26 protein-coding genes, 1 pseudogene and 1 riboswitch are annotated in these 26,405 nt (G+C 41.4%); of the genes and pseudogenes, 12 read left to right on the forward strand and 15 right to left on the reverse strand.

The window, feature by feature from the left end; all coding sequences use genetic code 11:
* Positions 1 to 84 precede the first annotated feature (84 nt).
* The 4 genes from FFM67_RS05395 to FFM67_RS05410 all read right to left on the reverse strand — a co-directional run bounded on the left by FFM67_RS05395 (position 85) and on the right by FFM67_RS05410 (position 5,205).
* The gene (locus FFM67_RS05395; protein WP_174784462.1) at positions 85 to 1,650 is read right to left on the reverse strand and encodes a phosphatase PAP2/LCP family protein; all 1,566 of its coding nucleotides are present in this window, start codon (positions 1,648 to 1,650) and stop codon (positions 85 to 87) included.
* A gap of 21 nt (positions 1,651 to 1,671) precedes the next feature.
* Complete coding sequence (locus FFM67_RS05400) at positions 1,672 to 2,814, reverse strand: FtsW/RodA/SpoVE family cell cycle protein (protein WP_137613560.1); 1,143 nt, start codon at positions 2,812 to 2,814, stop codon at positions 1,672 to 1,674.
* Entirely contained in the window at positions 2,786 to 3,934 is a 1,149-nt protein-coding gene (locus FFM67_RS05405; RefSeq protein WP_137613561.1) for an FtsW/RodA/SpoVE family cell cycle protein, read from the reverse strand. The genes FFM67_RS05400 and FFM67_RS05405 overlap by 29 nt, the downstream gene beginning before the upstream one ends.
* A gap of 108 nt (positions 3,935 to 4,042) precedes the next feature.
* Positions 4,043 to 4,210, reverse strand: a riboswitch (M-box (ykoK) riboswitch).
* A gap of 359 nt (positions 4,211 to 4,569) precedes the next feature.
* Complete coding sequence (locus tag FFM67_RS05410) at positions 4,570 to 5,205, reverse strand: pentapeptide repeat-containing protein (protein WP_137613562.1); 636 nt, start codon at positions 5,203 to 5,205, stop codon at positions 4,570 to 4,572.
* A gap of 154 nt (positions 5,206 to 5,359) precedes the next feature.
* Here FFM67_RS05410 and lepB point away from each other — a divergent pair, with 154 nt between their 5' ends.
* On the forward strand, positions 5,360 to 5,929 hold the full coding sequence (gene lepB, locus FFM67_RS05415) for a signal peptidase I (RefSeq protein ID WP_137613563.1): 570 nt from the start codon (positions 5,360 to 5,362) through the stop codon (positions 5,927 to 5,929).
* A 42-nt stretch (positions 5,930 to 5,971) separates the two neighbouring features.
* On the opposite strand, the gene FFM67_RS05420 is transcribed toward lepB, so the two are convergent.
* Positions 5,972 to 6,409, reverse strand: a complete 438-nt coding sequence (locus FFM67_RS05420) for a hypothetical protein (protein ID WP_246042939.1) — start codon at positions 6,407 to 6,409, stop codon at positions 5,972 to 5,974.
* Positions 6,375 to 7,682 carry a Y-family DNA polymerase gene (locus FFM67_RS05425; protein ID WP_137613564.1) on the reverse strand — a complete coding sequence of 436 codons (1,308 nt, stop codon included), beginning with the start codon at positions 7,680 to 7,682 and terminating at the stop codon, positions 6,375 to 6,377. Before FFM67_RS05425 ends, FFM67_RS05420 begins: the two co-directional genes overlap by 35 nt.
* Before the next feature lie 205 nt (positions 7,683 to 7,887).
* Here FFM67_RS05425 and FFM67_RS05430 point away from each other — a divergent pair.
* Positions 7,888 to 8,418: pseudogene (locus tag FFM67_RS05430) on the forward strand (ClbS/DfsB family four-helix bundle protein).
* 163 nt (positions 8,419 to 8,581) lie between these two features.
* Here FFM67_RS05430 and FFM67_RS05435 read toward each other — a convergent pair.
* Together FFM67_RS05435 and FFM67_RS05440 are read right to left on the reverse strand one after the other, a co-directional pair.
* Positions 8,582 to 9,526, reverse strand: coding sequence for a permease prefix domain 1-containing protein (locus FFM67_RS05435; RefSeq protein ID WP_137613565.1), 945 nt, complete (start codon positions 9,524 to 9,526; stop codon positions 8,582 to 8,584).
* A gap of 3 nt (positions 9,527 to 9,529) precedes the next feature.
* On the reverse strand, positions 9,530 to 9,856 hold the full coding sequence (locus tag FFM67_RS05440) for a PadR family transcriptional regulator (RefSeq protein WP_137613566.1): 327 nt from the start codon (positions 9,854 to 9,856) through the stop codon (positions 9,530 to 9,532).
* Between the two features lie 142 nt (positions 9,857 to 9,998).
* Here FFM67_RS05440 and FFM67_RS05445 point away from each other — a divergent pair, with 142 nt between their 5' ends.
* Positions 9,999 to 11,117 carry an NAD(P)/FAD-dependent oxidoreductase gene (locus FFM67_RS05445; protein ID WP_137613567.1) on the forward strand — a complete coding sequence of 373 codons (1,119 nt, stop codon included), beginning with the start codon at positions 9,999 to 10,001 and terminating at the stop codon, positions 11,115 to 11,117.
* 128 nt (positions 11,118 to 11,245) lie between these two features.
* Here the strand turns inward: FFM67_RS05445 and FFM67_RS05450 are convergent, their stop codons facing one another.
* On the reverse strand, positions 11,246 to 12,151 hold the full coding sequence (locus tag FFM67_RS05450; RefSeq protein ID WP_137613568.1) for an AraC family transcriptional regulator: 906 nt from the start codon (positions 12,149 to 12,151) through the stop codon (positions 11,246 to 11,248).
* A 393-nt stretch (positions 12,152 to 12,544) separates the two neighbouring features.
* On the opposite strand from FFM67_RS05450, the gene FFM67_RS05455 reads away from it, so the two are divergent.
* The 4 genes from FFM67_RS05455 to rarD all read left to right on the forward strand — a co-directional run bounded on the left by FFM67_RS05455 (position 12,545) and on the right by rarD (position 16,281).
* Positions 12,545 to 12,808, forward strand: coding sequence for a hypothetical protein (locus tag FFM67_RS05455; protein WP_137613569.1), 264 nt, complete (start codon positions 12,545 to 12,547; stop codon positions 12,806 to 12,808).
* Positions 12,809 to 13,049: 241 nt separating this feature from the next.
* Positions 13,050 to 14,081, forward strand: a complete 1,032-nt coding sequence (locus FFM67_RS05460) for an aldose epimerase family protein (protein WP_137613570.1) — start codon at positions 13,050 to 13,052, stop codon at positions 14,079 to 14,081.
* 1 nt (position 14,082) lies between these two features.
* Positions 14,083 to 15,252 (forward strand): galactokinase, encoded by a 1,170-nt coding sequence (locus FFM67_RS05465; protein ID WP_137613571.1) that lies wholly within the window; start codon positions 14,083 to 14,085, stop codon positions 15,250 to 15,252.
* 135 nt (positions 15,253 to 15,387) lie between these two features.
* Positions 15,388 to 16,281, forward strand: coding sequence for an EamA family transporter RarD (gene rarD / locus FFM67_RS05470; protein ID WP_137613572.1), 894 nt, complete (start codon positions 15,388 to 15,390; stop codon positions 16,279 to 16,281).
* A 204-nt stretch (positions 16,282 to 16,485) separates the two neighbouring features.
* Here rarD and FFM67_RS05475 read toward each other — a convergent pair whose 3' ends face one another.
* The 4 genes from FFM67_RS05475 to FFM67_RS05490 all read right to left on the reverse strand — a co-directional run bounded on the left by FFM67_RS05475 (position 16,486) and on the right by FFM67_RS05490 (position 20,827).
* Positions 16,486 to 17,385 (reverse strand): NAD(P)-dependent oxidoreductase, encoded by a 900-nt coding sequence (locus FFM67_RS05475; protein ID WP_137613573.1) that lies wholly within the window; start codon positions 17,383 to 17,385, stop codon positions 16,486 to 16,488.
* A gap of 122 nt (positions 17,386 to 17,507) precedes the next feature.
* Positions 17,508 to 18,341 (reverse strand): diaminopimelate epimerase, encoded by an 834-nt coding sequence (dapF, locus tag FFM67_RS05480; RefSeq protein ID WP_137613574.1) that lies wholly within the window; start codon positions 18,339 to 18,341, stop codon positions 17,508 to 17,510.
* A gap of 21 nt (positions 18,342 to 18,362) precedes the next feature.
* Positions 18,363 to 19,661 (reverse strand): diaminopimelate decarboxylase, encoded by a 1,299-nt coding sequence (gene lysA, locus FFM67_RS05485; RefSeq protein WP_137613575.1) that lies wholly within the window; start codon positions 19,659 to 19,661, stop codon positions 18,363 to 18,365.
* Between the two features lie 2 nt (positions 19,662 to 19,663).
* The gene (locus FFM67_RS05490) at positions 19,664 to 20,827 is read right to left on the reverse strand and encodes a M20 metallopeptidase family protein (protein ID WP_137613576.1); all 1,164 of its coding nucleotides are present in this window, start codon (positions 20,825 to 20,827) and stop codon (positions 19,664 to 19,666) included.
* A gap of 212 nt (positions 20,828 to 21,039) precedes the next feature.
* On the opposite strand from FFM67_RS05490, the gene FFM67_RS05495 reads away from it, so the two are divergent.
* The 5 genes from FFM67_RS05495 to FFM67_RS05515 all read left to right on the forward strand — a co-directional run bounded on the left by FFM67_RS05495 (position 21,040) and on the right by FFM67_RS05515 (position 25,009).
* A complete protein-coding gene (locus FFM67_RS05495) occupies positions 21,040 to 21,249 on the forward strand; it encodes a hypothetical protein (protein ID WP_137613577.1) in 210 nt (69 codons plus the stop codon).
* A gap of 381 nt (positions 21,250 to 21,630) precedes the next feature.
* Positions 21,631 to 22,521, forward strand: a complete 891-nt coding sequence (dapA, locus tag FFM67_RS05500; protein ID WP_137613578.1) for a 4-hydroxy-tetrahydrodipicolinate synthase — start codon at positions 21,631 to 21,633, stop codon at positions 22,519 to 22,521.
* Positions 22,518 to 23,273 carry a 4-hydroxy-tetrahydrodipicolinate reductase gene (gene dapB / locus FFM67_RS05505; RefSeq protein ID WP_137613579.1) on the forward strand — a complete coding sequence of 252 codons (756 nt, stop codon included), beginning with the start codon at positions 22,518 to 22,520 and terminating at the stop codon, positions 23,271 to 23,273. The genes dapA and dapB overlap by 4 nt, the downstream gene beginning before the upstream one ends.
* A 170-nt stretch (positions 23,274 to 23,443) precedes the next feature.
* Positions 23,444 to 24,145 carry a 2,3,4,5-tetrahydropyridine-2,6-dicarboxylate N-acetyltransferase gene (gene dapD / locus FFM67_RS05510; RefSeq protein WP_137613580.1) on the forward strand — a complete coding sequence of 234 codons (702 nt, stop codon included), beginning with the start codon at positions 23,444 to 23,446 and terminating at the stop codon, positions 24,143 to 24,145.
* Between the two features lie 222 nt (positions 24,146 to 24,367).
* The gene (locus FFM67_RS05515) at positions 24,368 to 25,009 is read left to right on the forward strand and encodes a hypothetical protein (protein ID WP_137613581.1); all 642 of its coding nucleotides are present in this window, start codon (positions 24,368 to 24,370) and stop codon (positions 25,007 to 25,009) included.
* Positions 25,010 to 25,054: 45 nt separating this feature from the next.
* Here the strand turns inward: FFM67_RS05515 and FFM67_RS05520 are convergent, their stop codons facing one another.
* Positions 25,055 to 25,597, reverse strand: coding sequence for a TetR/AcrR family transcriptional regulator (locus FFM67_RS05520; RefSeq protein WP_137613582.1), 543 nt, complete (start codon positions 25,595 to 25,597; stop codon positions 25,055 to 25,057).
* An 84-nt stretch (positions 25,598 to 25,681) separates the two neighbouring features.
* Complete coding sequence (locus FFM67_RS05525) at positions 25,682 to 26,371, reverse strand: ABC transporter ATP-binding protein (protein ID WP_137613583.1); 690 nt, start codon at positions 26,369 to 26,371, stop codon at positions 25,682 to 25,684.
* Between the last annotated feature and the right edge of the window lie 34 nt (positions 26,372 to 26,405).

The following is a 26,405-nucleotide window of genomic DNA, read 5'->3' on the forward strand; positions in this document are numbered from 1 at the left end:
ATTTTTTCTTAAAGCAGGAAATTTAACCGTGAGAGCCCGTTGCTTTTCGAATGGTTTGCATGCTCTAACTACTACTTCTTTTACTTATAGATTTAATTGTTTAAAAAGAATTTTTTTTACGCGGTCCACTTCTACTTGCGGAATCTCCTGATAAGAAATCCCTGCATCACCAGTGAACCCATCGCCAGTGAATCCCTCTCCTTGGACTTGCTGACTATTGATTTTCCTTAGACTCGTGTGATAGTCCGTCATAATTTTCTGCATTTGATTAAAGGTTAGATCCGTCTTGCCATTTTCCCCGATTCCAGCTAAAATTTTTTGGTAATGAAACAGACTTTTGGTTGAGAGTAGCTGACTGATTAATAATTCCATTACCTCTCGTTGCCGGCCTTGACGTCCGTAATCACCTTTGGGGTCTTCGTACCGCATTCGGGAATACTGTAATGCTTCCCAACCATTCAAGTGTTGCTTGCCTTTTGGATAATCAATTCCCTCGGCTGAAAAAGCAAAATCATTATCTACCGTGACGCCTCCGACTGCGTCCACCAATGTTTGTAAGCCATCCATATTAACCTCCATATAGTGATGGATCGGAATCGCTAAAAATTTTTCCACCGTATCAATCATCATTTCTGGTCCACCAATCGAATGGGCATGATTGATTTTATCCTGATACTCCGCACCAACGATCTCCACGAACGCATCACGAGGAATACTCACTAGCGTTGTTTCCTTCGTTTGATTATTTAAGGTTGCTACCATAATCGTGTTTGCACGAAAATCCGTTTTTCTCTTGGCATCATTTGCGATTCCTAAAATTAAAATACTAATTGGCTCAGAAGCCACCGGTGTGTTTACCGTCCTGGTTCGTTCAATCGGCGCATACATCGAATCCGCCGCATTACGCGAGTTATGATAAAACGTCAAAGCAAAGATGCTTAACCCAGTGATAAGTACCACTGCACAAGCCAGCAGACTTAATAAAATCGTTTGCCATTTTACAAATTTAGCGCCTTCCGTTTCTTTCAACCTTACGTTTACTGGTTGCAAATAAGAGTAAAAAAAGCAGCCACTGCCGAATGTAAGGCCTAATCCTAAGCATAGACCCGTGATGACATCGCTGATGAAATGAACGCCTAGATAAATTCGACCGCCGGCAATCACAAGCACTAACAACGCCAATCCTACTTTGACAAGTGTTGGCATTTTTTTATTCATAAAAAAATAAATTAAACAGAGAGAGCCAACCAGTGTCATGACTAGCAGCGAATGTCCACTGGGAAAACTATACGATGAACGCGTGAGATATTGTAGTTGCTCAGGTCGCACTCGTTGAAACACTTGCTTTAATAAATAGCCGACCCCACTGATAAAAATCAGATTACCTAAACACCAAACGGCTAAAGCTCTCTGCTGTTTTCGCCACAAAAAGAACGCGAGAAAACTGAAAATAATCAGCATTGGGCCAAGCGTTGCTACTTTTGCCAGCACTCCTGTAAACACCGTCAAAAACGAGATATTCGCTAGACGATTTTGCATAAAAAAAGTATCCAAATAATTGAGCCATTGAGCGTTTATTGCTACTCCGATCATAAAAATCAGCGCTACCGAAAGTGTGCAGACACTTAGTAAAGTAAATTTTTTTCGCATAGGTATCCTCTTTTCTTTAAACTACATTCTTTTTTGGAAGCCCAACATCATACCGAATCCGAGCCCCAATACGATCAAGGACGTCCCACCCTGACTTAAAATTGGCAATGGAATCCCTGTCAGCGGCAAAATACCAATGGCCGCCCCAATATTTTCAAAAATTTGAAATAATAAGCCAAAGACGAAGGCGATTGCTAGATACAGATTGGCTTTATTATTCGTTTTTATTGCATTGGAAAGGATTTGATAAAACAAATAAAAATAAAGAAAGATCACAAAGGTACTACCGATGAAACCAAAGTTCTCAGCGACCACGGTAAAGACCATATCGGATTCGCGAACCGGAACATATACCGAAGCTTGCTCTGCCTCTCGTCCAAATAACCCACCACTGCCAATTGCGTAAAGGCTCTGGACTTGCTGATAAGCAATCGAATCTTTGTACTGGAAAGGATCGGCCCATGCTCGAACGCGATCCAATTGATACGTCTTAAAGTGCAGACTATAAAGCAAACGATTCCCCCATTTGCTGAATACCAATACTAGTAAGGTGCCGCCGAGTGCCCCACCGATCCCCGTGATCGTTGCTAAGATTTTCCAGTGCATCCCGGAAATAATAAATAATGCTCCTAAAATAGCAATAAATACTAAACTTGTCCCAAAATCCCGTTGCATGAACATTAATAGAAAGGTTGGCAAACTAAATAACAGGATTTTTTTCAAATAGTGAAGATCACTCTTTAGCTTTCGCTGCTGGTCGCTTCTTTCCTCAGTCAGTGTGAGCCGAACCATAAAAAGGATGAAGCTTAATTTCATCAACTCGGATGGTTGAAAAGAAAAACGGCCGAGCCGCAGCCAGCGCTTTGTGTTAGTTACCTGATACATTGCCGGATCGTAAAACCAATACAAAAGTGCCATCACGCCTAGCGACAAAATATAAAAAAGCGGTGCATATCGTAATAAACTAGCGGTTTTAACTTTACTGACGGCTACCATTACTACCAGCGACAACAAACAAAAAATAACCTGTTTCAATACAACTTCCTTGACATTCACCTCGTCAAGTTCAGCCGCCAAAAATTGAACAGCAATACTGATTAAATAAAACAAAAAAATCGGTAAAAAAAGTGAATAATTAAATTCGTTGCTCAAACGTCTCCACATTGGATCGAACCTCCGAAGCAAATTTTAAACAAATTCCAAGCGCTACCGAAAGGATTAAATAGCTAGTACCGCCATAGCTGATGAATGGCAAAGGAACCCCGGTCATGGGAATCAGTCCTAGAATACTCGCCACATTGATACTTGTTTGGAGTAATATTAATGTTCCCACACCAAAATAGATCAGGCTTACCTGTTGACACTGTTCCTTTGCAGCTAGCACAAATAAACGTAGTGCGATCAAAAAAATCAATGCCAATACCAGCAATGCGACAATTACTCCTAATTCTTCTACCATGATTGAATAAATGAAGTCCGTCTCAGCAACGGGTAAATACCCTTTTTTCGTAATGCTGTTTCCTAGCCCGCGCCCGAAAAATCCGCCATTGTAAAGAGCATAATAGGAATTACTCATTTGAAATCCTTGCCCGTAAGAATCTAAGAAGGGATCTCTTACCAAACGAATGCGCTCATACGTATGGGAAAATAGTTGTGGCAGCAAATCGTGACTACCCAAAAAAAGAATCATTCCGCCAACTAGCACGATACCAACAATCAACCCTAAAAAAAGGAAGAGCGAAAGCTGGTATGGGATTTCTGCGGTCGTAATGAGTACGAAGGCAATCCCCCAAATAATAATGGCTCCGGTCACTTTCGGTTGCAGTAAAATGAATAGACCACTAAGTAAAACCAGCCCGCCAGGTATCCACAATTGATTTCTTGCCCGTTTCGTCCGGAAAAAATAAGCTAAATATAAGATCAACGCTACGTTTGTTACCTCTGATGGCTGAAATTGAATGCCAAATAAGGAAACCCATCTTTGTGCGCCATTGATTGTGACTCCGTTTATTTTGACAAACACTAAACTGACTAAGCCGATTGCCAACAAGCCTTTTGCTACGATGCTTTTTAATAAGATATTGCTTTTCACATGATAAATAAGTCCCATTAATAACCAACTTAACAGAATAAAAACCGCTTGCTTACTAAACAACGATAACGGATTTTTCCCTTCCCTTGTCAATCGATACGAACTCGCGCTGAAGACCATTAAAAGACCGATTAGGCTTACCACAAAATAAGGTAGTAACAATAGCCAATCGATCTTTCTTTTTTTTATCATAGTCATCTCTCCCTCTCATCAAGTAATTGTTGCGGTGAGAGCGTTCAAAGCAAAAAACAAAAAGACACCAAACGTTAGCAAAAAACTAACACGTTTGGTGTCTCACACAATCAATCTCATCGTCTGAGTTTTAGCACTAAACAACGTAAAGAATTACTCTTAGCTATTTTATGAAAAGCCTTAATCCGACAATTCCTGTTTTACACATTGGCGTCTTTCGACGTTTCTGCGCAATAGCTTATATTTGTTTAGGAGCCTCACCTAACAAGTTTACTTATATTTACTTTCACAATCATCCTACTTTTTTTGTCATAAAATAGCAAAAAAATATATAGATAATCCGATTATCTTTAAAATTACTTATGAAATCTTTTACCAAAAATTTACTGGACAGTCTTTTTTAACCCTAAACTGCTTAAACCAGCCACTCACTAAAAAAATCTCTCAGCCAATTCTACTAAGAAATTTTTATAGCTTGAATGCACGACAACCTAGCAAGATAAAATCCTCTGCTTCACCCAACAATTGAATGACCGGATCTTTTTATGGTGTTGCTCGCCATAAATTATTTTGTCACTCTTCTCATCCTACCGAAGAATGGGGATTCCTTTAATCGTTTCTGTTGTTTTTTCCAATTAGCCCTCCACGATCTCTAGGCCTAATCCTGCTGCAATCACCAGCGCTTGATAGGCATCGACTTTTAAGCCCTTCAACTGTTCCATTGAGCAAGCGATTTTGCTGAAAGAATTGCTGGTAAAGTCTAGACCCGCTAATTTGGTTCGTTGCCAATTGCTATTCTCCAAATTATTTTTTTCTAAAAATAAATGCTTCCACGTTACTTCAAAAAATTCGCCGTCAGACAGTTGACAGTTCTCAAACCAGACATTCTTCAAATTCGTTGCACTAAAAGAACCAAAATTGATTAAAGAGTCTTTAAAATGACAATCTCTAAGATAGCTCTCGGCAAAATTACACCCCGTTAATTTGCAATTTTCAAATACCACTTGATGAAAGCTGCCCCCAATCCATTCTAAATTGGAAAAATCACAATTCTTGAAGACGACGTTCCCCGCTTCAAAACGAATCAGTTTCGTCCGTTGCATTGTGACCTTTTCTAGAATTGAATGGCGGAGGACTAGATTTTCGCAAGTCAAATAGCTGAAATCCATTTCAAGACCATGTAAGGCTTCAAAGCTCGCTTCATCCTCTAAATAAAAATCCGAGGCAAATCGTTGCGGCAAGCTAGGTGCTGCTGGATAATTCTTTTTCATTCTATTACTCCTCTGTTGTTTGATTGTCTCTAGTGTCCCATAATTGAAAAAAATTCTCCAGCCCTCTATAATATACCTAATTTATATTAAAGAAGAAGCTAAAAAGAGCTTTTTGTTTGGAAGCATGCTAAACTGTACTATTGTGAGGTGAACTATGAACAGCAAACTAAAAGAATGGCTTCCAGTCATTATTATTGTTCTCTTGATTTTTTTGGCACGGGCATTTGTTTTCTCGCCAGTCAAAGTCGAAGGACACTCAATGGACCCGACATTGCATGACGGGCAGCGCTTGATTTCATCAAAAGTATCCAATATCGATAGACAAGACATCATTACTACCAAAGAACCTGATAATACCAACATTTACGTCGTCAAGCGAGTAATTGGGTTACCCGGTGACAAGATTGAAATGCAAAATAATCGTTTAACGATTAACGGAAAAGAATACAAAGAACCCTATCTAACGGATTATCAAAAGAAATTTAAAGAAGATAAACTATTCGATACCTATTCTTATAATTCAGCTTTCCAAGAACAAGCAGCCAATGCGGACAACTTTACGAATAATTTTTCCGTGACGGTTCCTAAAAATAGTTATTTTGTTTTAGGTGATAACCGCTTGATCTCTAAAGACAGTCGTATCTTCGGCTTTGTGGACAAGTCCTTAGTTCAAGGAAAAGTCGTGTTGCGCTTTTGGCCGTTAAATAAGATCCAGCTCTTCTAATTTTTAAAGCCTTGGCAGGTCTGCCAAGGCTTTATTCATATTTTACTCCTTTGGTGCGAGTATTTTTTTAGGCGCTAATAGTTCTATGTGATGGATTTGTTCGAACTCAACACGCAAGACTCCGCGCTCTTCTTCATTTAAAAAAAGCTGCTGCTCTTTCTGGCCGCTGATCTTTCCTACCAGATCCGGAAAAAATTGGCCTTCACTGTCTAACGCTTCTAGCTGGATCGCGACACGTTTATTTTGCAGATAGGCGGCTTGCAAACGCTCACCGATAGCTTCCATACTCATTTGACCTTTATCAAAATAAACCTGTTTTCGCTGCTTTGATTCTTTATTCAGCACCGCTGTATGATCGGATAAATAAAAACCAATCCACTTCATCATTCCACGGTCTTGATACACCCGTTTTGCCTCCATAAAAAGCTGTTTCGCGCTTTCATCGTCATAAGACATCTCCATCCATTCCTTCCATCCCACCCGCATGTCCTCCAACAAGCCCGGCTCGTTTAATCGCTGTTGCCCCTTCATTCAGGGAATGGGCTCGAACGATCGAAGTAAACTTGTAGCGATTTCGAATTTGGGCGATCACATCATCAATTTGATCCTCTTTAATTGTCTGCTGTGGATCTTCAAACAGATTCAGCTGCAAACTGCCAGCTGGTTTTAATGACGAAACGGTGATAGAAATATTACGGACCTCTGATTGATCCCAATATTTTTCAAATAATAAGCTTGCGGTACGGGTCAACTCTCGTCCTTGATTTGTGGGGAGGATCTTTAACTGATGATGGAAGCCGCCCTTTCCACCGCCGCGAAAGGCATAGCCAATCCCTAAGTGCAGCGTACCGCCTAAGACGCTTGCTTTTCTTAGTCGCTGCGCTACCTGTTCGCAGATCTCCGCAACCACTGTTAAGATTTCCCCTTTGCGAGCGTAATTTTTCGGTAAGACTTGGGAATTGCCGATGGATTTTTCTTTACTCAGAGATACCTCTTTCTCCGCTAGAATCGAGCGATCAATACCCCACGCATGCATGTAATGTTGCATCCCCATCACACCAAAATGATTTTTCAACACAAAAGGATCGCTGTGAGCCAAATCTCCCATCTTCTGCATCCCCATTAGTTGGTAACGCCGTTCCATTCGGCGCCCAATCCCACAAAAATCACTGAGCTTGATTGGCCAAATTTTTTCCGGCACATCGTGATAATGCCAGTGGGCAAAACGACTTTCTTCGTGCTTAGCTTCAATATCCATCGCGATTTTGGCCTGCAAAGGATTGTCCCCCATTCCCAAAGAAGTATAAATCCCTAGCTTCTCAATGACCTCCCTTTGGATCATCTGGCCGACTTCGGCCGAGCTATTGCCAAATAATTTCCAACTATGCGTCAGATCACCAAATTGTTCATCGATGCTGTATGTATGAATATCTTCTTCCGCCATGTATTGTCGAAAAATCTCTTGGATGCGCATATGATATTGAATGTAAAGGGTCATTCGTGGCGGTACGATCTTTAAATCCGGATGATTGGGAATTTCAAATCCGCGGCTGACATTGCTGATCCCTAAAACTTTCTTTGCCATTGGACTGGCCGCTAACACTAATCCCGCATTTTCACGATCGCCGCTCATGACTACCAACAACGTTTTTAATGGATGCCAGCCATGCTCCACGCATTCAACGCTAGCGTAAAAACTTTTTGAGTCCATACAAAAAACATCTCTGACTGGCTCTCCTTCGTAAATATTCATCAAAATCACCTCTCTAAAAAAGCAAACATACGTTCGTTTTTCAGTTTAAGTTGATTTCTATTTTTTGTCAATGATTTACGTATAAAGCTTGTATGAGAAACGAGCCTCGGAGATTTCTTTACCAAACCAATGAGGTTCGCTAAAATAAAAGATAGAAAAACTGTCCGTCCCTTGTTTTTAACGCAATCGATTAGGAGGATTTCTCATGGCTCGGCCTAAAAATAAAAAGGAACTCATTGATGCAAGCAACCAATCCTATACTAAAATGATGGATCTATTACACACGATTCCAGCAGAACAATTAACTCAGACCTTTACCTTCGATGTCGAAAACGAACAGCAAGCCCACTAGAAGCGAGATAAAAATTTAAGAGATGTATTGAGCCATCTATACGAATGGCAGCAATTACTGTTAGATTGGGTCGAGACAAATCAAGCAGGCACGCCTAAACCCTTTTTAAAAGAAGGCTACAATTGGAAAACTTACGGCGCAATGAATGTAGAATTCTGGGAAAAACATCAAACTACCAGCTATGACGAAGCCTTAAAACTTCTTCAAACGACCCATGAAAAAGTTATGGACTTAGCCCAGCAATTTTCAAATGAAGAATTGTTTTCTAAAGGCGTCTTTTCGTGGGTCGGGGGAAGCACACTAGGCAGCTACTTTGTGTCCGCTACTTCCAGCCACTATGAATGGGCCTCAAACAAGATCAAAAAGTTTAATAAGAGCTTATAAATACGCAAAAAATTAGTTTTCTCCGTTCAAATAGTAGTGAGGAAAACTAATTTTTTATTCGCAGCCGAATCCGAATATAAATCAAAAAACTAAGTAACTTACGAAAAGCATAACTGAAAAAAAAATCTCGCAGCTAGCTGCGAGATCCTGTGTATAGCCTATGCTACTTTTTTATGAAGATTGCCTCCACGATACTGTAAAAAATTCCCGCCATGACAAAAATTATCCAACTATAACCCCACGAATGTGTCAAAATGGACCAGCCAAAATAAATCATCGTAACCAGTGGCCAATAAATTCGCTCAAGGACATGTTTGGTGCGGGCTGAATCGCCATACTTTTCATACATCGCATTAGGACCTGGTTTGTCCTCATCAGCGACAAAATATTTTGCTGTGATGAACTTGTCAAAGCTGGTGTAATTGATACTACCGTAAACAATCAAGAAGACACCGACTGCTAAAAAGAGAAACATCATCGGAATGCCGTACTCCGCATACGTAAACAGCTGGAAAAAAAGGACCGGAGCCACGCATAAAACACAGATACAAATACCAAAGACCAGACTAATTTGAAAACTTTTCTGATAGCCTTGCTTCATGCGATTGGCTTCTTCGTTTAAAGACGCCGATACAAAGCGATCACTTAACTGAGCGCCAATTTTTGCAAACTGCATCCCATTATAAATAATCACACCTACACTCGCAGCTAAAATAATGAAAAAGAGCAGAACACCAAAGACCTGTGCCCCAGTAACACTCAGTCCAATCAACGTTCCAAGCGCCAACAAGCAGCCGCTGATCCCTAGACTCAGTCCCGAAGCAATTTTTTTGCGCTCCATAAGGTAATCATACATTTCCTCTTCTTCAATTCCATTTTCCGGTTCTCGTTCTCGCGTAGTGAACTGTAGCTCTTCTCGCAGTTCATCTACCGAGCCGAACTCGCTAATCACTTGTCCAATGGCCTCATGCTCACTTTTTCCTTCGTCCAGCAACGCCAAATAATGATCTTCCATAATGGATAAAATTTCCTGCTTCGCGTGCTGCACTTCCTTTGTCTTCGGAAATTCAAGGAACAGCGTCTCTATATAATTTCTAATCGTCTCCATTTTTTACCCTTCTTTCATAAATCTATTCACAACTTTTTTAGTCTGCTGCCATTCCTCGCGCTTTTCCGCTAAAAAAGTCAGCCCTTTATCTGTGATTTGATAATAGGTTCGTTTTTTTCCATGAGTCACTTCTCCCGGATAAGAACGAATATAATCATTTTTTTCTAGTCGGTTGAAGGCAGAATATAAAGTGGTTTCTTTAATGACGTAGATTGATTGACTGATCTCACGAATTTTCTGAGAGACCGCATACCCATAAGAATCCCCTTCCTTCAATACGGACAAAATGATTACATCGTTGTAACCGCGAATCCCATCACTTGAAATCATTTTGCCACCTCCTAAATATTACTTCATCTGTCGTTGTAATCATTGTACGTCAATTACTACGACAGGTAAAGTAAAATATGTCAGATTATTTGAAAAAAATTTTTTCTTATGGCAGAATCAACAGCAGAAAGAAGTGAATTTTATGGAAAAAATTGCAATTATTGGTGGCGGTATCATTGGGATGACGCTAGCAAATTATTTAGACTTGAAAAAATTTGATGTTACTTTATTTGATGAGGGTATTGGACAAGCCACCTCTGCCAGTGCAGGGATTATTTCGCCTTGGCTGTCTAAACGCCGCAACCAAAAGTGGTATCAATTAGCGAAGGACGGAGCGGCTTTTTTTCCAAAACTCCGGCAAGACTATCAACTTGATCAAACGATTTATCAGCAGTCTGGCATGTTGATTCTTCGGCCAGAAAAACAGTTGGAAGAATTATTGGCCTTAGCTGCCGAACGAAAAAAAGACGCGCCAGAAATCGGCACGATTGAAAAATTATCGCCGGAACAGACCCAAGCAGCTCTCCCGTTATTACAACCGGTACCAACCATCAAAATTAGTGGCGGTGGCCGGCTAGATGGCAAGGCCTATTTGAAACGCTTGAAACAAACGGCCGAGGTAAAGGGCGTAAATTTTGTCGCTAAACGAGTCACCCTAGATGATTCTCAAACTATTTTGCTGGATAATCATCCGATCGCCTTCGATCAAATCATTATTACGGCGGGACCCCACCTAAAAAATTTATTGGCTCCTTTAGGTTACCAAGTCGATTTACGACCACAAAAAGGCCAGCTTTTAGTGTTTCAAACGACGATTGCTCATAGTGGAACTTTTCCTGTGGCAATGTTGGATGGTGAGGCGGATTTGATTCCCTTCCTTGATGGCAAAATTTTACTTGGGGCAACCCATGAAAATGAGGCCGGCTGGAATTTAGCCGCAACTGAAGAAGCTTTTCAACAACTTACCTCCAGTGCCCGTAAATTTTTGATCAAACCACAACGTATTTTTGATGCGCCGATGCAGTATCGTGTGGGAACACGTGCGTATACGTCAGACTTTTCGCCTTTTTTTGGTCGGCTAAGTCCCGATCTAGTAGTTGCTAGCGGACTTGGTTCTTCCGGTTTGACAACGGGACCTTATATCGGCTATTTATTGGCTCAGCAGTTAAATACCGGCACCGAAAATGATACGGTCTATCAAAAGGCGCTTCATCAGTATATACGTTCTTCACTGAACGAAGTGAAAAATGGACAGTCCTAACGAGGACTGTCCATTGCAATTACATTGATTTTTAAGTTCTGTTCGTTCCATTATCTAGCCAATCGTCTCCTTCTTTATCCGCGGCGAGTTTTTGCAGCGAAAACCATTTATTGTAACTACTCCCTTTACTAGGTAGCCCGGTTCACGAAGGCTTGTTGCTTTAATCGTTGTTTTATCTCATTTAAAGAGACACTGGTGAACTCATCATTTTTCATTCGTTTGCGATACGCCGTGGCAGTCTCGCCAGTCATCTTTTTAAACATACGGCTAAAGACCACTAGACTATTGAAGCCCACTTCCTCAGCAATCTGCTCCACCGATTTGTCTGTCTGGGACAATAAAAAAGCCCCACGATTGATCCGGACACCCAAAATATATTCCTTCAAGCTAATCGACATATGGTTGCGAAAAACGCGTGACAAATGACTGCGATTGATTGCTAGGTGCTGGGCAATGCCTTCAACCGTTAAAGCCTCTCCATAATGAGCGTCAATATATTCCACTGTTTCCACTGCCAGCGGCGAATAATTTTTTTGCTCACCTACCTGAATTTTTCCGCCATCTGCCAATAAAACTCCTAGGAAACGGTACGCCAGCTCACTCAAATGCACCTCATTTTCAATCGTTTCAGCAGCATAAGGAAAACAAGCCAAAATCACCTCAATATATTTTTGAATATCGGAAGAAACCATCGTATACTGATCCTCTTTAAATAGCGAATGGGAAACGAGTTCCGCGGCATCTGCTCCACTAAAAGAAAACCAGCAATACATCCACGGATCTTCTCCATCTGCTAAATAAAATGTCGAGTCTCCAGGACGAATCAAAAAGAGATCGCCTTTTGTTAAATGAAACTGCTGGTTCTTGACTTGGTAGGTTCCTTTGCCTTCCATCACGATATGCAAAATATACTGTTGCCGAATCGCTGGACCAAAAGAATGGAAGGGCAATGATTTCGAGAATCCGCAAAAATTAAATTGTAGCCCATTTTTTAACTGATGCTGCTCCTTTTTAAAAAAAAGTGCCTGCTCCATTGGGATTCCCCCTTTTATTTTCAACTTTCATTATACAATAACTTCATCGGAATACCTCCGCTGAATAATTTATTGATCCAGCCAAAATTTTCTTTTTTTACGTGCTATGCTTAACTTATCAAACACAAAGGATGTCAGGATCCATGAAGAATCGGCTCAAGCAAGCTGTCCAGATACTGCTAATTTGTTTAATCGTTCTCAGTTCCTTCCTTACCCTGATTTAAAAATAGCCAACCCTATCATTTTTCAACAATTTTTTTCATTACACTTTTAGTAGGAACAAGCGGGATGTTAAAAGAACTATGGTTTTTCTTTCATAGAAAATAGTTTTGTCTCGAGTCTCTTTTTGGTATCCTATACCTGTCACTGATCCTTTTAAAGGAGGCCTACCTGATGGACCGTTATACGTTGCAACTGATTGCTTTTGCTGGGATTTTGGGGACTGGGCCCTTCTTGCTCTGCGCTTTTTTGATGAAGCTGACAAACGGCCTATTTCTTTCGCGACTTCCCCACCAATTTGTACAAGATCGTCATGACCCTAAATACGAACATGAGCGACAAGCGGGGCAAAGATTTAGCAAGCTAGTCTTTAAGTATCTTCCGCCTTTTTTTATCGGCTTTTTGCTTATTTTGCTGCTCTCCTATTTTGATATTTGAGCAAGCACTTGCTAAAATGCAACAAAAAGTTAAATAGTGGTCACAGAAATATATGTTTTCGAAAACGGTTTCTTGTTAGAGTAAAGGTAGTAAAATGTTCTTTAACAGGAAGGCGGTCTTTTCGATTTCCAACTGAGATGAAAACGGTGCGTTTGTCACTTTTTTAGTAATCGATAAACTGATATAAGGTAGTATCTTCAGAAAAAACTGGTAAAAAAGAACAATAAGAGAGGTTTTACACATGAAAATTAGCGAAAAAGATTTTGGCAAAGGGTATCACTTAATTACACTTGAAAATGAACACGGTTTCCACCTATCCGTCTCTGACTTAGGTGCACGAATTGTTCACTTGGGTAAGGATATTGAATTGATCCTAGGCTTTGATTCTGCTGAAGAATATTTGGAAAAAGATCCGTATATCGGTGCCTCAATTGGGCGTACAGCCGGCCGGATCCAGCATGGCCGTTTCACACTTGCGGGAAAAAATTACCAAGTTGAGACGGACCCGGAGACTGGTCACACCTTACACGGTGGTCCAACAAGCTTTGAAGCGAAGAAATGGGACTATACGATTGAAAACGGTGAAGAGGAAGCCTCAGTGATTTTCAAAACCCTCAGTCCTGACGGTGAGCATGACTTTCCTGGCAATTTGACCATTGAAGTTCGCTATACCTTGACGAATGACAATGTTTGGTGTTTAACCACCCAAGGCACCACTGATCAGCTAACGCTCTTCAATCCAACCAATCATGTTTATTTCAACCTGACTGGCGATCCAGCTCAGCCCATCGATGACCATACCCTTTGGCTAAACAGCGACCACTTCGCCCCTGTTGGCACAGATGTTTTGCCTACAGGAGAAATTAAAGACAGTACAGGAACCGCTTTTGATTTTCAAACGCCGCGAAAATTAGGGGATGCCTTTGCCACTTCTGATGAACAAAAAGATCAATTTGGCGGCTTCGATCACCCCTTCTTCTTGAAGGAACATACAGTAGAAACCCCTGCCGCAAAACTTACGAGCCCCGACGGTTCAGTGGAAGTTGAAATGCGCACGGATGCTTCAAGTGTGGTCATTTTCTCCGCTAATTTTGGTGAAGATGGTCCTGAAATGCGTGGCGCTAAGCTTGTTAATCATGGCGGAATTACTTTTGAAACACAGATCGCACCGGGTGCCGAGCAGTTTCCTGACTTTGGCTCAATCGCAATAGCGCCGATGCAGCCTTTTGAATCAACGACTGAATTTAAAATTAAATTGAAAGAAGCGAACTAAGATGGAAATCAAACAAGCGTTAAACACAAAATTTGCTGAAATTTTCGGCCCTAAAACAACAACTCATTATTTTTCTCCCGGTCGGATCAACTTGATCGGCGAACATACTGATTACAATGGTGGGCACGTTTTCCCAGCCTCGATCACTTATGGAACATATGGCTTGGCAGCTCCTCGTGAAGACAAAAAAGTCTTAGTTTATTCAACCAACTTCGATGAAATCGGCGTCATTACCTTTACACTTGACGACTTAACTTTCGATAAAAAAGACAACTGGGCCAACTACGTGAAAGGCATGGTCCTAAAATTAAAAGAAGCCGGTCATACGATCGACCACGGCTTTGAATTATTAGTCGAAGGAACGATTCCGAATGGTGCGGGACTTTCCAGCAGCGCTTCATTGGAATTATTAGTCGGCGTCATGCTTGAAGACGTCTTTGCGTTAAATACGGATCGCCTTGAGTTGGTTCAAACAGGGAAAAAAGTGGAAAACGAATTTATTGGTGTCAATTCAGGCATCATGGATCAATTTGCCATCGGCTTTGGCGAAGTAGACAAAGCGATCTTATTAGATACCAATACATTAAAATATGAAATGGTGCCAGTAAAATTAGGCGACTATGCGGTAGTCATCATGAATACCAACAAACGCCGTGAATTGGCGGATTCAAAATACAACGAACGCCGCAGCGAATGTGAAGAAGCCTTGGCGCGTCTACAAAAGAAATTAGACATCCAATCCTTAGGCGAATTGGATGACGTAACCTTTGAGGCCAATACCAATTTGATTGGCGATGATACCTTAATCCGTCGTGCTCGTCATGCCGTTACAGAAAATCAACGGACTTTAATCGCTAAAACAGAGTTAGAAAATGGCAATTTAGCTGCCTTCGGAAAATTACTGAACGCTTCTCATCATTCGCTACGATACGACTATGAAGTGACTGGCATCGAGTTAGATACACTGGTTGATGCCGCGCAAAAACAAGACGGCGTATTAGGTGCTCGCATGACTGGTGCCGGCTTTGGTGGCTGTGCGATCGCCTTAGTCAAAGAAGAAACCATTCCCGCTTTCAAAAATAATGTTTACGATGACTACCTTAAGGTTGTTGGCTACGCGCCTGACTTTTACGTGGCCCATATCGGCAGCGGCACAACCAAAATCGACTAAAATTATCCTCGCGACTTCTCTACTCTCAGTGGTAGAGAAGTTTTTATTTTGCTCAAAGAGAGAATCCTTTTTATGATAGAATGAACACACGACATTGAATACCGTACAGGCTATTCATGCTTGAAGGAGGGTAAAATGAAAAAAGATTCGGGATTGTTCTATGGTTTCAGCGCTTATATCATTTGGGGGATTCTCCCTCTTTATTGGAAATTATTAGGTGAAGTCGGTTCGGTGGAGGTGTTGTTCTATCGAATTTTTTGGTCATTAGTTTTTATGACGCTCTACTTAGTCACTTTTAAAAAAATTCCGCTATTCATTCAGGAAGTCAAAGCGTTGTTAAAAAGTCGACGCCAAACTATTGCAATTATTGCAGCCGCTTTTCTGATATCCATCAACTGGGGGGTCTTTATTTACACCGTATCCATCGGTCAAGTCCAGCAAGCCAGCCTAGGCTATTACATCAATCCGTTATTAAATGTGTTAGCCGGTGCTTTTTATCTGAAAGAGCCCTTATCAAGACAAGCCAAGTTAGCGAGCCTAGCCGCCTTGACTGGTGTTGCCTTACTCACGATCCAAACCGGCGTTTTCCCTATCAACTCACTGCTGCTAGCTACTAGCTTTTGTCTCTACGGCTTAACTAAGAAACAGTTGAATTTAAGTGGAGCAACTAGCATCACCTTAGAGACATTGATCATTGCGCCGATCGGTTTAATTTATTTATTTTTCTTATCTGACGTCGGCTTTATGAATTATTCATTGACGACAAATCTGCTGCTGATGGGCGCTGGGATCGTAACAGCGATTCCCTTATTACTATTCGCTATCGCGGTAAAAAAATTATCTTATATCACGATCGGCTTTTTGCAATACATCAATCCCACGATCATGCTGATTATGGCGATTTTCCTATTCCACGAACCGTATCAGCTACCGCAATTTATTGCTTTTGCCTTTATTTGGTTAGGAATTATTATTTTTGTCGTTGGCAACTTCATTGATACCCGTCAGAAAAAAAGGATTCGCTCTTAAGCAAATCCTTTTTTGTTATTATTAATTACATTCGTTGGCTAATTTTCTCAACTTTAAAATCTTACTCATTTTGATCTGTTCGTCACTTCAGCACAGCCCTATGCTTTGTTATAAGCTTTGAACGATTTTTCTGTCCGTTACTGTTAAAAAGAAACCAAGTGTGTGATCTCTTATAGCGGCCTTTTGGAAAATCGATTGAATTTTTTATTCTTTATTTTGGAAGGCTTCGATGTTTTGTATTACTTTTTGCGCCAACCGGACTTTAGCTAGTGACGTTAAGCCCGCGTTGGTTTTCCCCGCGAAAACATTCGGTAGACCAATCACTTCTGTACCCAAACCAGCTTCCGTATCGCTGAAAGCAAAATTACCCGGTTGCACCAACCAGTTTTTCAAAGCCGGTATTTCATGAGAAGGCGCGATCGAGACATTCATCAAAATTTTCCCATTACCGAATGTTGCAAAAGCTGCTTCATCAATCAGTACCACATTTTTATTCAAACAAGTAATCAAAATATCGACGTTGCTTAGTAACTCAGCCAGCGGCAAATAATCCATGCCCAATTCCTTTTCAAGCTCGGGCTTACGTGTTCGACTGAAATAAGTCACATCCATCCCGAAAAAATCCATTGTTCTGGCAAGTAAACTGCCTACCGTTCCCATACCAACGATCCCTACTTTGACGTCCGTCAATTCCAGCGGCTCCTCTTTCCACATCGCAGGCCCCCGTCCTTGCAGCAGACGAACCAGCTCGCTAATCGCATATTCCTTGACGCCTTCATCGCCATAATCCCGCACGCCGGTTACTACAATGCCTTTTTCATTGGCATACAAAATGTCGACGTTGGCATTTTCCGGCGCATACAAGCTGGCACAAATTCCAATGTAGCGAATATTCGGACAAGCTTCCAGTACTTGACGATCAATAAAACTAGTAAAGCTCAGCATCACGCAATCCGCGTCGCCAATCCGCTCAATGATCGTTTGAGCGTCTTGTGGGATATCCGTGTAAAAGATCGCTTCTTCTGCGTACTCTTTCAATTTTTCATCCCACTCCGGAAGCAGCTTCGTTGGCTCGATCGCCACCATTTTTTTAAATTTTTTCATTTCGTCCTCCTACACTTCGTTCTCTTTTTATGATAAGTTTTACACGATACGACGTCAATCACGATTATTGGCTAAAAAAAAAACAGCTTGTGAAATTTCAACAAGCTGCTGTTTCATACGTTTTAATCTAACATCAAATCATCATCTAAAATCGTCCCGGCAGCTACTCTATTGGTATCGCCTATTAAATAAAGTGACTCATCAACGACTTCAACCTGCAACTCACCACCTAATACTTCAACCGTAACTGGGCTTTCTTGAACCAAACCCTTTTTGTTTAAAACATAGGCAGTTGACCCTGTTCCAGTACCACAAGCCAAAGTGAAATCCTCTACGCCTCGCTCATACGTCCGTTCTACAACCGTTTGGTCAGAGAAGATGTCATAGAAATTAACATTTGCGCCTTTTTCAAAAGCTGGATGGTTCCGTAGCTTTCGCGCTAAATCAAAAATTGTTTCTAGCTCCGTCATGGCTAAGTCTGGTTGATGGACAACTAGATGAGGAATTCCAGGATCTCCTAATTCGACATAATCAACGGTTAGCTCTTTGCCAGCGACTTGAATTTTTTTATCCGCTTCAAAAACCGTTGGCGAATTTAGCTGTACACGATATGTTCGAGTGTTGATTCGCTCTGCTGGGACATTGCCAGCAATTGTTTCAATCACCATTTTTTCACCGGCCAAGCCTTGTTCATAGGCATAGCGGGCGACACAGCGGGCACCGTTTCCACACATTTCCGCCTCAGAGCCATCCGCATTGAAGAAGCGGGCATAAAAATCCCCCGTCCCGCGTGACGCTTCAATCACGATCACCGTATCTGCACCGACTGAGACGCGACGAGTACAGACGCGAGCAGCAAATTTAGTTAGTGTTTCAGTAGATAATTGCAAGGTTTGATTGTCGATTAAAATGAAATCATTGCCTGCTCCCTGCATTTTATAAAAAGGAATCTCCATTTCATACCCTCATTTCAATATTTACTGTAAAGAATCCGGGATTACTTCATTTTGAATAATTTGATCTAGACTTTGACGCTTGACGATGACTTCTGCATTCCCAGCTTTGGTTAAAATCACTGCTGGAATCGCCAATTTATTATAGTTGTTAGCCATTGAATAACCATATGCTCCCGTTGAGAAGGTAGCGAAAATATCCCCAGCTTCAACCTTTGGCAGTTTAATATCCTTAACTAAGATATCGGTGCTTTCACAGGCTTTGCCGGAAACAGTGACCGTTTCTATCGCTGGTTGATCGGCTTTATTGGCTAAAACACCGGTATACTCCGCTTGATACAACCCCGGTCGAATATTGTCCGTCATTCCTCCGTTGATACTGACATATTTTCGTAAGCCCGGCAATTCTTTGATTGCTCCGATAGTATGCAAACTGATTCCCGCTTCAGCCACGATACTGCGGCCCGGCTCAATCACTACTGCCGGTTGAGGATACTTTTCCTTTTCGCAAAAAGCGAGGACAAGTTTCATCATTGGATCCGTGAAATAGCTGAACGGCTTCGGCTGATCCCCATCGGTATAACGCACCCCAAAGCCACCGCCGAAATTCAGTTCCTCAATCACATAATCATAACGTTCTTTGACCAGCTTGACTAAATCTAGCGCGATTCCCACCGCCGCCAAATGGGCTTGATTATCAAACAGTTGGCTACCTATGTGAAAATGAAACCCTAAAAAATTCACTTCTGGTGTGTCGATAGCTTTCTTAATTTGTGGAAATAAAATTCCTTCGTCAATGGGAATCCCAAATTTTGAATCCTTTTGACCAGTAGAAATAAAAGAATGTGTGGTGGCATTGACTTCTGGTGTGATTCGAAACAAAATATTAACGACTTTCTGCTTTTCTTTGGCAATCGCCGCAATCAGATCCACTTCCTGTAAACTATCGATAATAATCCGGCCAACGCCATAATCGATCGCCATTTCTAATTCTTCAATCGATTTATTATTGCCGTTCATTTCGATCTGTTCCGCTGGAAAATCCGCTTTAATTGCGGTATACAATTCCCCATCTGACACAACATCTAACGAAAACCCCTGCCGCTGAATGATCTTTAGCATGGCCAACGTCGAGAAGGCTTTACTGGCAAAGGCCACACGAACCTTGTCATACTTTTCAACAAAATCCCGCTGCAGCTCCTGACATTTCTCATCGATCATTGTTTGGGAAAAAATATACAGCGGTGTACCGAATTTTTCTGCTAAGAGAACGGTATCGCAGCCATCCCAGATCAAGTGACCATTTTTTGTTTCCACGTTCATAATTAGCCCCCTCTATTTTCGTTCAAACCAGCGATCAGATTAACATAGGTTTGGACGCCTAATAATAAATTCACTTCATCGAATTTCATTTTTCCACTATGAAGTGGATAGGTGTAGCCCTTAGCTTCATCACGAATTCCTAAGAAGAAAAACAGGCCTGGGATTTCTTGTTGATACCAAGAAAAGTCTTCCGCAATCAAATATGGTGGTGTTTCAACGTAATAATCAGCCGCAACTTTTTCCAATACAGTGACCATTTCAGCGTCATTATCCACGACCCGATACATATGATTGAAGACGACTTCCGCTTCACAGCCGTAACCTCTAGCGATCTCACTGGCTAATAATTCCACCCGTCGCACAACTTCATCATAAACCTTATCATCAAACGCCCGCATCGTGCCGTGTAAAACAACCTCTTTGGCAACGATGTTCATCGCTTCGCCACCGTGAATCGTACCAAAAGTTAAAACGACATTGTCTAATGGGCTAATATTTCTAGCTAAAATACTATTTAATCCAGAGATCACACCTCCAGCTGCCACGATGGCATCTTCACCTAATTGCGGCTGAGCCCCATGTGTGCTGACCCCTTTAATCGTGATCGTCACTTCCGCATTACGAGCCATCATTGGTCCTGGTCGGCAAGCAATTTTCCCCGTCGGTAAATCTGGAAAGACGTGGAGCCCTACGATTTTTTCAACTCCCAGCTTTTGTAGTATCCCTGTCTTCATAATCAGTTCCGCCCCACCCGGACCTTCTTCTGCCGGTTGGAAAACAAAGACCAACGTCCCTTGAACGGCTTCAGGATGTCGATGAAGATACGCAATGAAACCCAATAGCGTCGCCATATGACCATCGTGCCCACAGGCGTGCATTTTTCCCGGTGTTTTTGAAGCAAAATCATAACCTGTTTGTTCCTTTACCGGTAATGCATCGATGTCTGTGCGAAAGGCCAACGTTTTCCCTGCGCTTTTTCCTCGGAGAACGGCGATCGTGCCAGTTCCTAATACTTCATAGGTCTCGGTAACACCGAATGCCCTTAATTTTTCGCGAATATACGCCGCGGTCCGAACTTCCTCCAAACCTAATTCCGGCATCTGATGTAGTTCACGGCGCATTGTTGTGACTAATTCTTCCAACTCTTTGACCTTCGTATCCATCATCGTCTCACTCATTTCCAGCTTATAATTATGTTTGTTTGATTAAAAATGCATTGATAGTTTCTCATATTATAGTACAGAAAGCCGCTGAGGTCATTCATTTGTTTTCATAATTATTGACAAATTTCAGAAAATCAATAAGAAGTTCTTTTCCTTTTTAATCTACCTTAACAGCAGTACACTTTAAGTAACTATTTTTTTGGGAGGGATAAACGATGAAACTTTATAAAAATCAACAAACCGGTCTGATCCTATCCGAAGTCGATCTGCAAGCTAATCTCACTCGCGAAGCACGTAAGTTATGGGAAGATGATCGCAACGATTTTCCTGAACATTATGAAACGTTTGAAGCCTTTTTAATTGCCTACAAAAATCAGCAGCAAGACAATTACCAATCCTTTGAGGAAGAGAACTTGGATAACTAGTAAAACAAACGGCGAAGACAATATTTTGATGGTCTTCGCCGTTTGTTTCACCGTTCTTCTATTTTGACTTGTTCGAAGAATGATCCCGTTTTTGAAGAGACCTCGGATTGCCTATCAGCAAGACGGGGGATCCATCGAGTATTCTCCCAGCCGCAATCGGTTTGATGTTTGGGATTATTCTTATTAGATATGAGAGGATGAATTATACTGAAGTAAGAATAATGGCTGCGATCATTGCTTCTTTTCTTTTGTTGGTTAAAATTTACATTAGATTTCCATTGGCAGATACTCATAATTGAGCTATAATTCTACTATTAAGAATCTTTTCTAGTAAGAATCGTCTTTGAACTGAATTAAAAACGGATGAAGGAGTTGTTTCTTTTGAGAATATTTGAAGGATCTGCAGTTGCATTAGTCACCCCGATGAAGGCCGATGGTGCGGTTGATTTCAAGAAACTCGACGAGCTAGTCGAATGGCAAGTCAATGAAGGATCCGACGCAATCGTTGCTTGTGGAACGACAGGCGAAGCCTCTACTTTGGCAAACGCAGAACACATTGCCGTAATCGAAGCTGTGGTCAAAAAAGTAGCTAATCGTGTGCCGGTTATCGCCGGAACAGGTGTCAACGACACACAACATGCGATCGAATTATCCACGGGCGCGGAAAAAGTCGGTGCTGATGCTCTATTGATTGTAACTCCTTATTACAATAAAGCTTCCGATGAAGGACTGTTTTTACATTATCAAAAAATTGCACAAAGCGTGAAGCTGCCGATCATTTTATACTCAGTCGCTTCACGAACCAACATGAATATTGAGCCATTAATGGTGAAACGATTAGCGGAAATTCCAAATGTCGTTGCGATTAAAGAAGCCAGCGGCAATATTTCGCAAATCGCTGAAATTGCTCGTCTCTTACCGGAAGATTTTACAATCTATTCTGGTAACGACGATCAAGTTTTACCAATTATGGCATTAGGTGGACGCGGCTCCATTTCGACAGTTGCTAACATCGCGCCAAAGCAGACACACGAATTGACTCAAGCTGTTTTAGCTGGTGATTTTGCACTTGCCAAAGACTTACAGTTGGAACAGCTACCTCTGATCCACGCAATATTCTGCGAAGTCAACCCGATCCCAGTCAAAACCGCGGTAGGTTTACTAGGTAAGATTGAACCAAATTTCCGTCTACCGCTTTCTGCTGCTAAAGCCGAAACCGTTGAACGGTTGAAAAAGGAAATGACAGCTTACGGACTGGAGGTCAACCAATGATCGACATCCTTTTAAGTGGCGCCAACGGTCGGATGGGTCGCGTTTTACAAACCATGATCGCTCAGCAACCAACGATGCAAGTCGTTGCCGGTATAGATCGTGAAGCATTTGAAGCCGACTTTCCTACCTATCAAACTATCGCTGATTTTCAAGTGGCTGTTGATGTAATCATTGATTTTTCACACTACACCGCCGTACCTGCTGTTTTAGAGTATGCCGTTGAAAAAAAAATTCCTGTTGTGATTGCCACGACTGGTTTAACCGATGAAGTAAAGACTCAATTATTCGCTGCCAGTGAAAAAACTGCCGTCTTCTTCTCCGCTAATATGTCTTTAGGAATCAATTTGTTGGCCAAAGCGATCCGCGAGATCACACCCGTGTTAGAAGATGAATTTAATATCGAGATCGTTGAAAAACACCACAATCAGAAAAAGGATTCTCCTAGCGGAACGGCTTTATTGTTAGCGGATGCTGTCAACGACGCCGTAAGCACTAAGAAAACATATGTCTATGGGCGACATGGCAATGATTTAGAAAATCCGTTATCAGAGCTTGGTATTCACGCAATCCGCGGAGGAACCATTCCCGGAGAACACACGGTGATTTACGCTGGACCAGATGAAGTGATCGAATTAAATCACTTGGCCCTCTCTCGCAATATTTTCGCCAGCGGTGCTGTCAAAGCCGCGAAATATATCCGTACCAAAAACACTGGCTTATACAATATGGAAAAATTAATTGACGAGAAATAAAATGATTGAGCGTTGAAACAGAAAAATAGATACCTTAATACGAGATAGGATCTCAGTCCAGCTTTTCACAGTTCACTCGATTAGCTGGCTGATCGACCTAACCAGAACACAACCGATTTTTTTCTAATTTCTGAAAAATCGTTCTATTAATATAAGATAGGAGTAATTCAATGACATTAACTGATCCTTATGAAATTGCAAAATATATTAAAAATGCCGAAAAAAAGACACCAGTCAAAGCCTATGTTCAAGGTGATCTGACGAGTATCACGAAAACGAATGTCCAATTTTTTGGCCAAGAAAAGACTTGGATCTTAATTGGCGAAAGCCAGGCAATAGCAGAAATTTTGAACGAACAACAAGACAAAATCAGTGATGTACATCTTGAAAATGATCGACGTAACTCAGCGATTCCGATGCTGGATATTACTTCAATCAACGCCCGAATTGAGCCAGGAGCACTGATTCGTGAACGCGTGGAAATTGGCGACAAAGCGGTCATTATGATGGGGGCAATCATCAATATTGGCGCATCTATCGGAGAAAGTACCATGATCGACATGGGCGCGATTTTAGGCGCTCGTGCTACCGTTGGTAAGCATGCCCACATTGGAGCCGGTGCTGTTTTAGCTGGTGTTCTTGAACCACCTAGTGCCTCCCCTGTGGTTGTTGAGGATAATGTTTTAGTAGGGGCAAACGCCGTGGTGCTAGAAGGCGTTCGTATCGGCAAGGATGCCGTAGTCGCTGCTGGTGCCATCGTGACAAAAGATGTCCCCGCTGGTGCAGTCGTTGCAGGTGCTCCTGCTAAAATAATTAAGACAAAAGATGAAGTCGCTGCAAATAAAACTGAATTTTTAGATGATTTAAGATAAACAGACGCTGTTACGAAAAAACTTTCTAATTTTCGTAACAGTTTTTTTGCCTTTAAAGTCGGTACGGTACTTCACCCCTGTCCGCCTCTTTATCCTTCGAAAAATAAAAATTCATCCCCCTACATAACGTCTTTTTTCTTATTCCTACTGCACTTTTCAGGAAGTATGCTATAATACTAACGATTATAACAACTCTAAAATGAAAGTGACTGAAAAATACTCGTGAATTTGAAAAGTATCAAGAAATCAATTAAAACTCGCAACAAACAAATCAGTAAAGCTTTTGCCCAAGTAGAAACTACTTTAGCAGACCACATCCATAGTGATGTTACGCTTTATTTTGATAAGGCCGACAACTATCGGATTCATCTCGATGAAAAAACTCCTGAAGGTCAAGTCCGCCACGTTGAAAGCGCAGAGGGCGATCATTCTTTCAAGAATTTGATGGATACGTATTTGCAAAAACCTCAAACAGATACACTAAATCAATTGACCAATAGCATTTATAATCTTTGGTCTGAGAGTTTTAAAAATACGGCGGTTAAAGTCAGTGCTGAAACAGAAAAAGCCAGCGAACTAGCACAAGATATTTTAGCTGAGGTTGTAAAACAACCTACCAGCACCGAAGTAACGGTCGAACAAGCTGAAGCCTTGAACCAAGCCTTAAAGGGCAAAGCAAACTACTCGGCTGAATGGTCAGATGTCGATCACGCCATCGAAGTTTTCTACAACCCACCAAAAAAAGACCGTCAATTATTAGCCACTGTCGCTAATGATCAAACGGTCACTTATACCGATGCTTTAAACACCAAACGGGTCATGAAAAAGGAATTACCTGACATGATCGCAGCGGTATTAGCATAATTCAAAAACGACTTAGACGAGCGGTTGTTCGTCTAAGTCGTCTTTTTATTTTTCCAAGATTCCGTAAAAAAAGAGTTCCATCGTTTTTTTCAAACTTGCGGCTTTGATGGCTTCCGGCAAATCAAGATTGGCTGAAATCAATATGAACAGTTGCCGTACGGCGAAATCTGGTTCAACCGTTGCACGAATCCGTTGCTCTTGCGTAAATAATCCGAGAAACGGCTGCTTATAAGAACGTTCCCACAACCCGAATAACTTCTCCGCAATCTCTGGCTGAAGTGTGTGTTGAAGATCATGCATCATCATAAATAAGCTGAAGGGATGGCGTTTTTGTAAATAGAAAGCCATCTGCAACAGTTTCTCATTAAAATTACGTGTTTCGTCTGCGGCGATTTGGGTCAGATTTTCTCCGACTTCTTTAGCTAGCCGCTGCATAACTTCGTAATAAATCTCTTCCTTGTTTTTAAAATGATAATAAATATTTGGTTGCGTAATGTTCAAAATATTGGCGATTTGCCGTGTCGAAGTATCATTGTATCCTTGTTTCATAAACAATTCTTCCGCAGTATCTAAAATTTCTTCATACATCTGAAGGCCCCATTTTTATCGATTTGATTTCCAAATCCATTATACCTTGATTTCCAAGCTAAAAGCACGGCTCAACCAAGTAAATTAGTCCACCAGCTCTTCGGGATTTTCTTCTTCTTTCAACGTGCCATCTTTCATAACTAAAACGCGATCGCAATATTTCACCAGCCGTGTATCATGGGTCACCATGATGGTCGCCTTATTTTTCTCTTTCGTTTCTTTGGCCAGGATCTTCACAACCTCATAGGCCTTCTCGGAATCCAGGCTAGCGGTAGGCTCATCCGCCAAAATAATCGTTGGATCGTGATACAGCGCACGGGCGATCGCCACCCGCTGCCGTTCCCCACCAGAAAGCTCTTCAGGGTATTTATTTTCCAAACGATCAATCCCTAACTGTTGAAAAAGCGATTCCGCAACTTCGTCATTATTTTTTTTACTGACTTTGTCCACTAGTTTTAACTGTTTCTTTACCGTTAGAAAAGGAACTAAATTCGATGCTTGTAAAATAAACCCAATTTCTTTAAAACGTAATTTAGCCCGTTCCTTTTCCTTTTTCTCACTGAAGAGTTCCCCATTGATCTTCACTTCGCCCTCGGAAGGAGCTTGTAGGCCACCAGCAATCGTTAAAAAAGTACTCTTGCCAGAACCGGATGGGCCGATAATGGCAACAAATTCGCCTTTACTAACGGAAAAATTGGTTTCCTTCAAGGCTTCAATGATCGAATCGCCGTCTTTAAATGATTTCTTTACCGCTTTAAATTCAATCGCACTCACGTGTTTTCCTCCTTAATTTCTGATTCTTACAATA

Origin of the sequence: Enterococcus viikkiensis (assembly GCF_005405345.1) — a bacterium.
In the GTDB taxonomy this organism is placed as follows: Bacteria; Bacillota; Bacilli; order Lactobacillales; family Enterococcaceae; genus Enterococcus_A; species Enterococcus_A viikkiensis.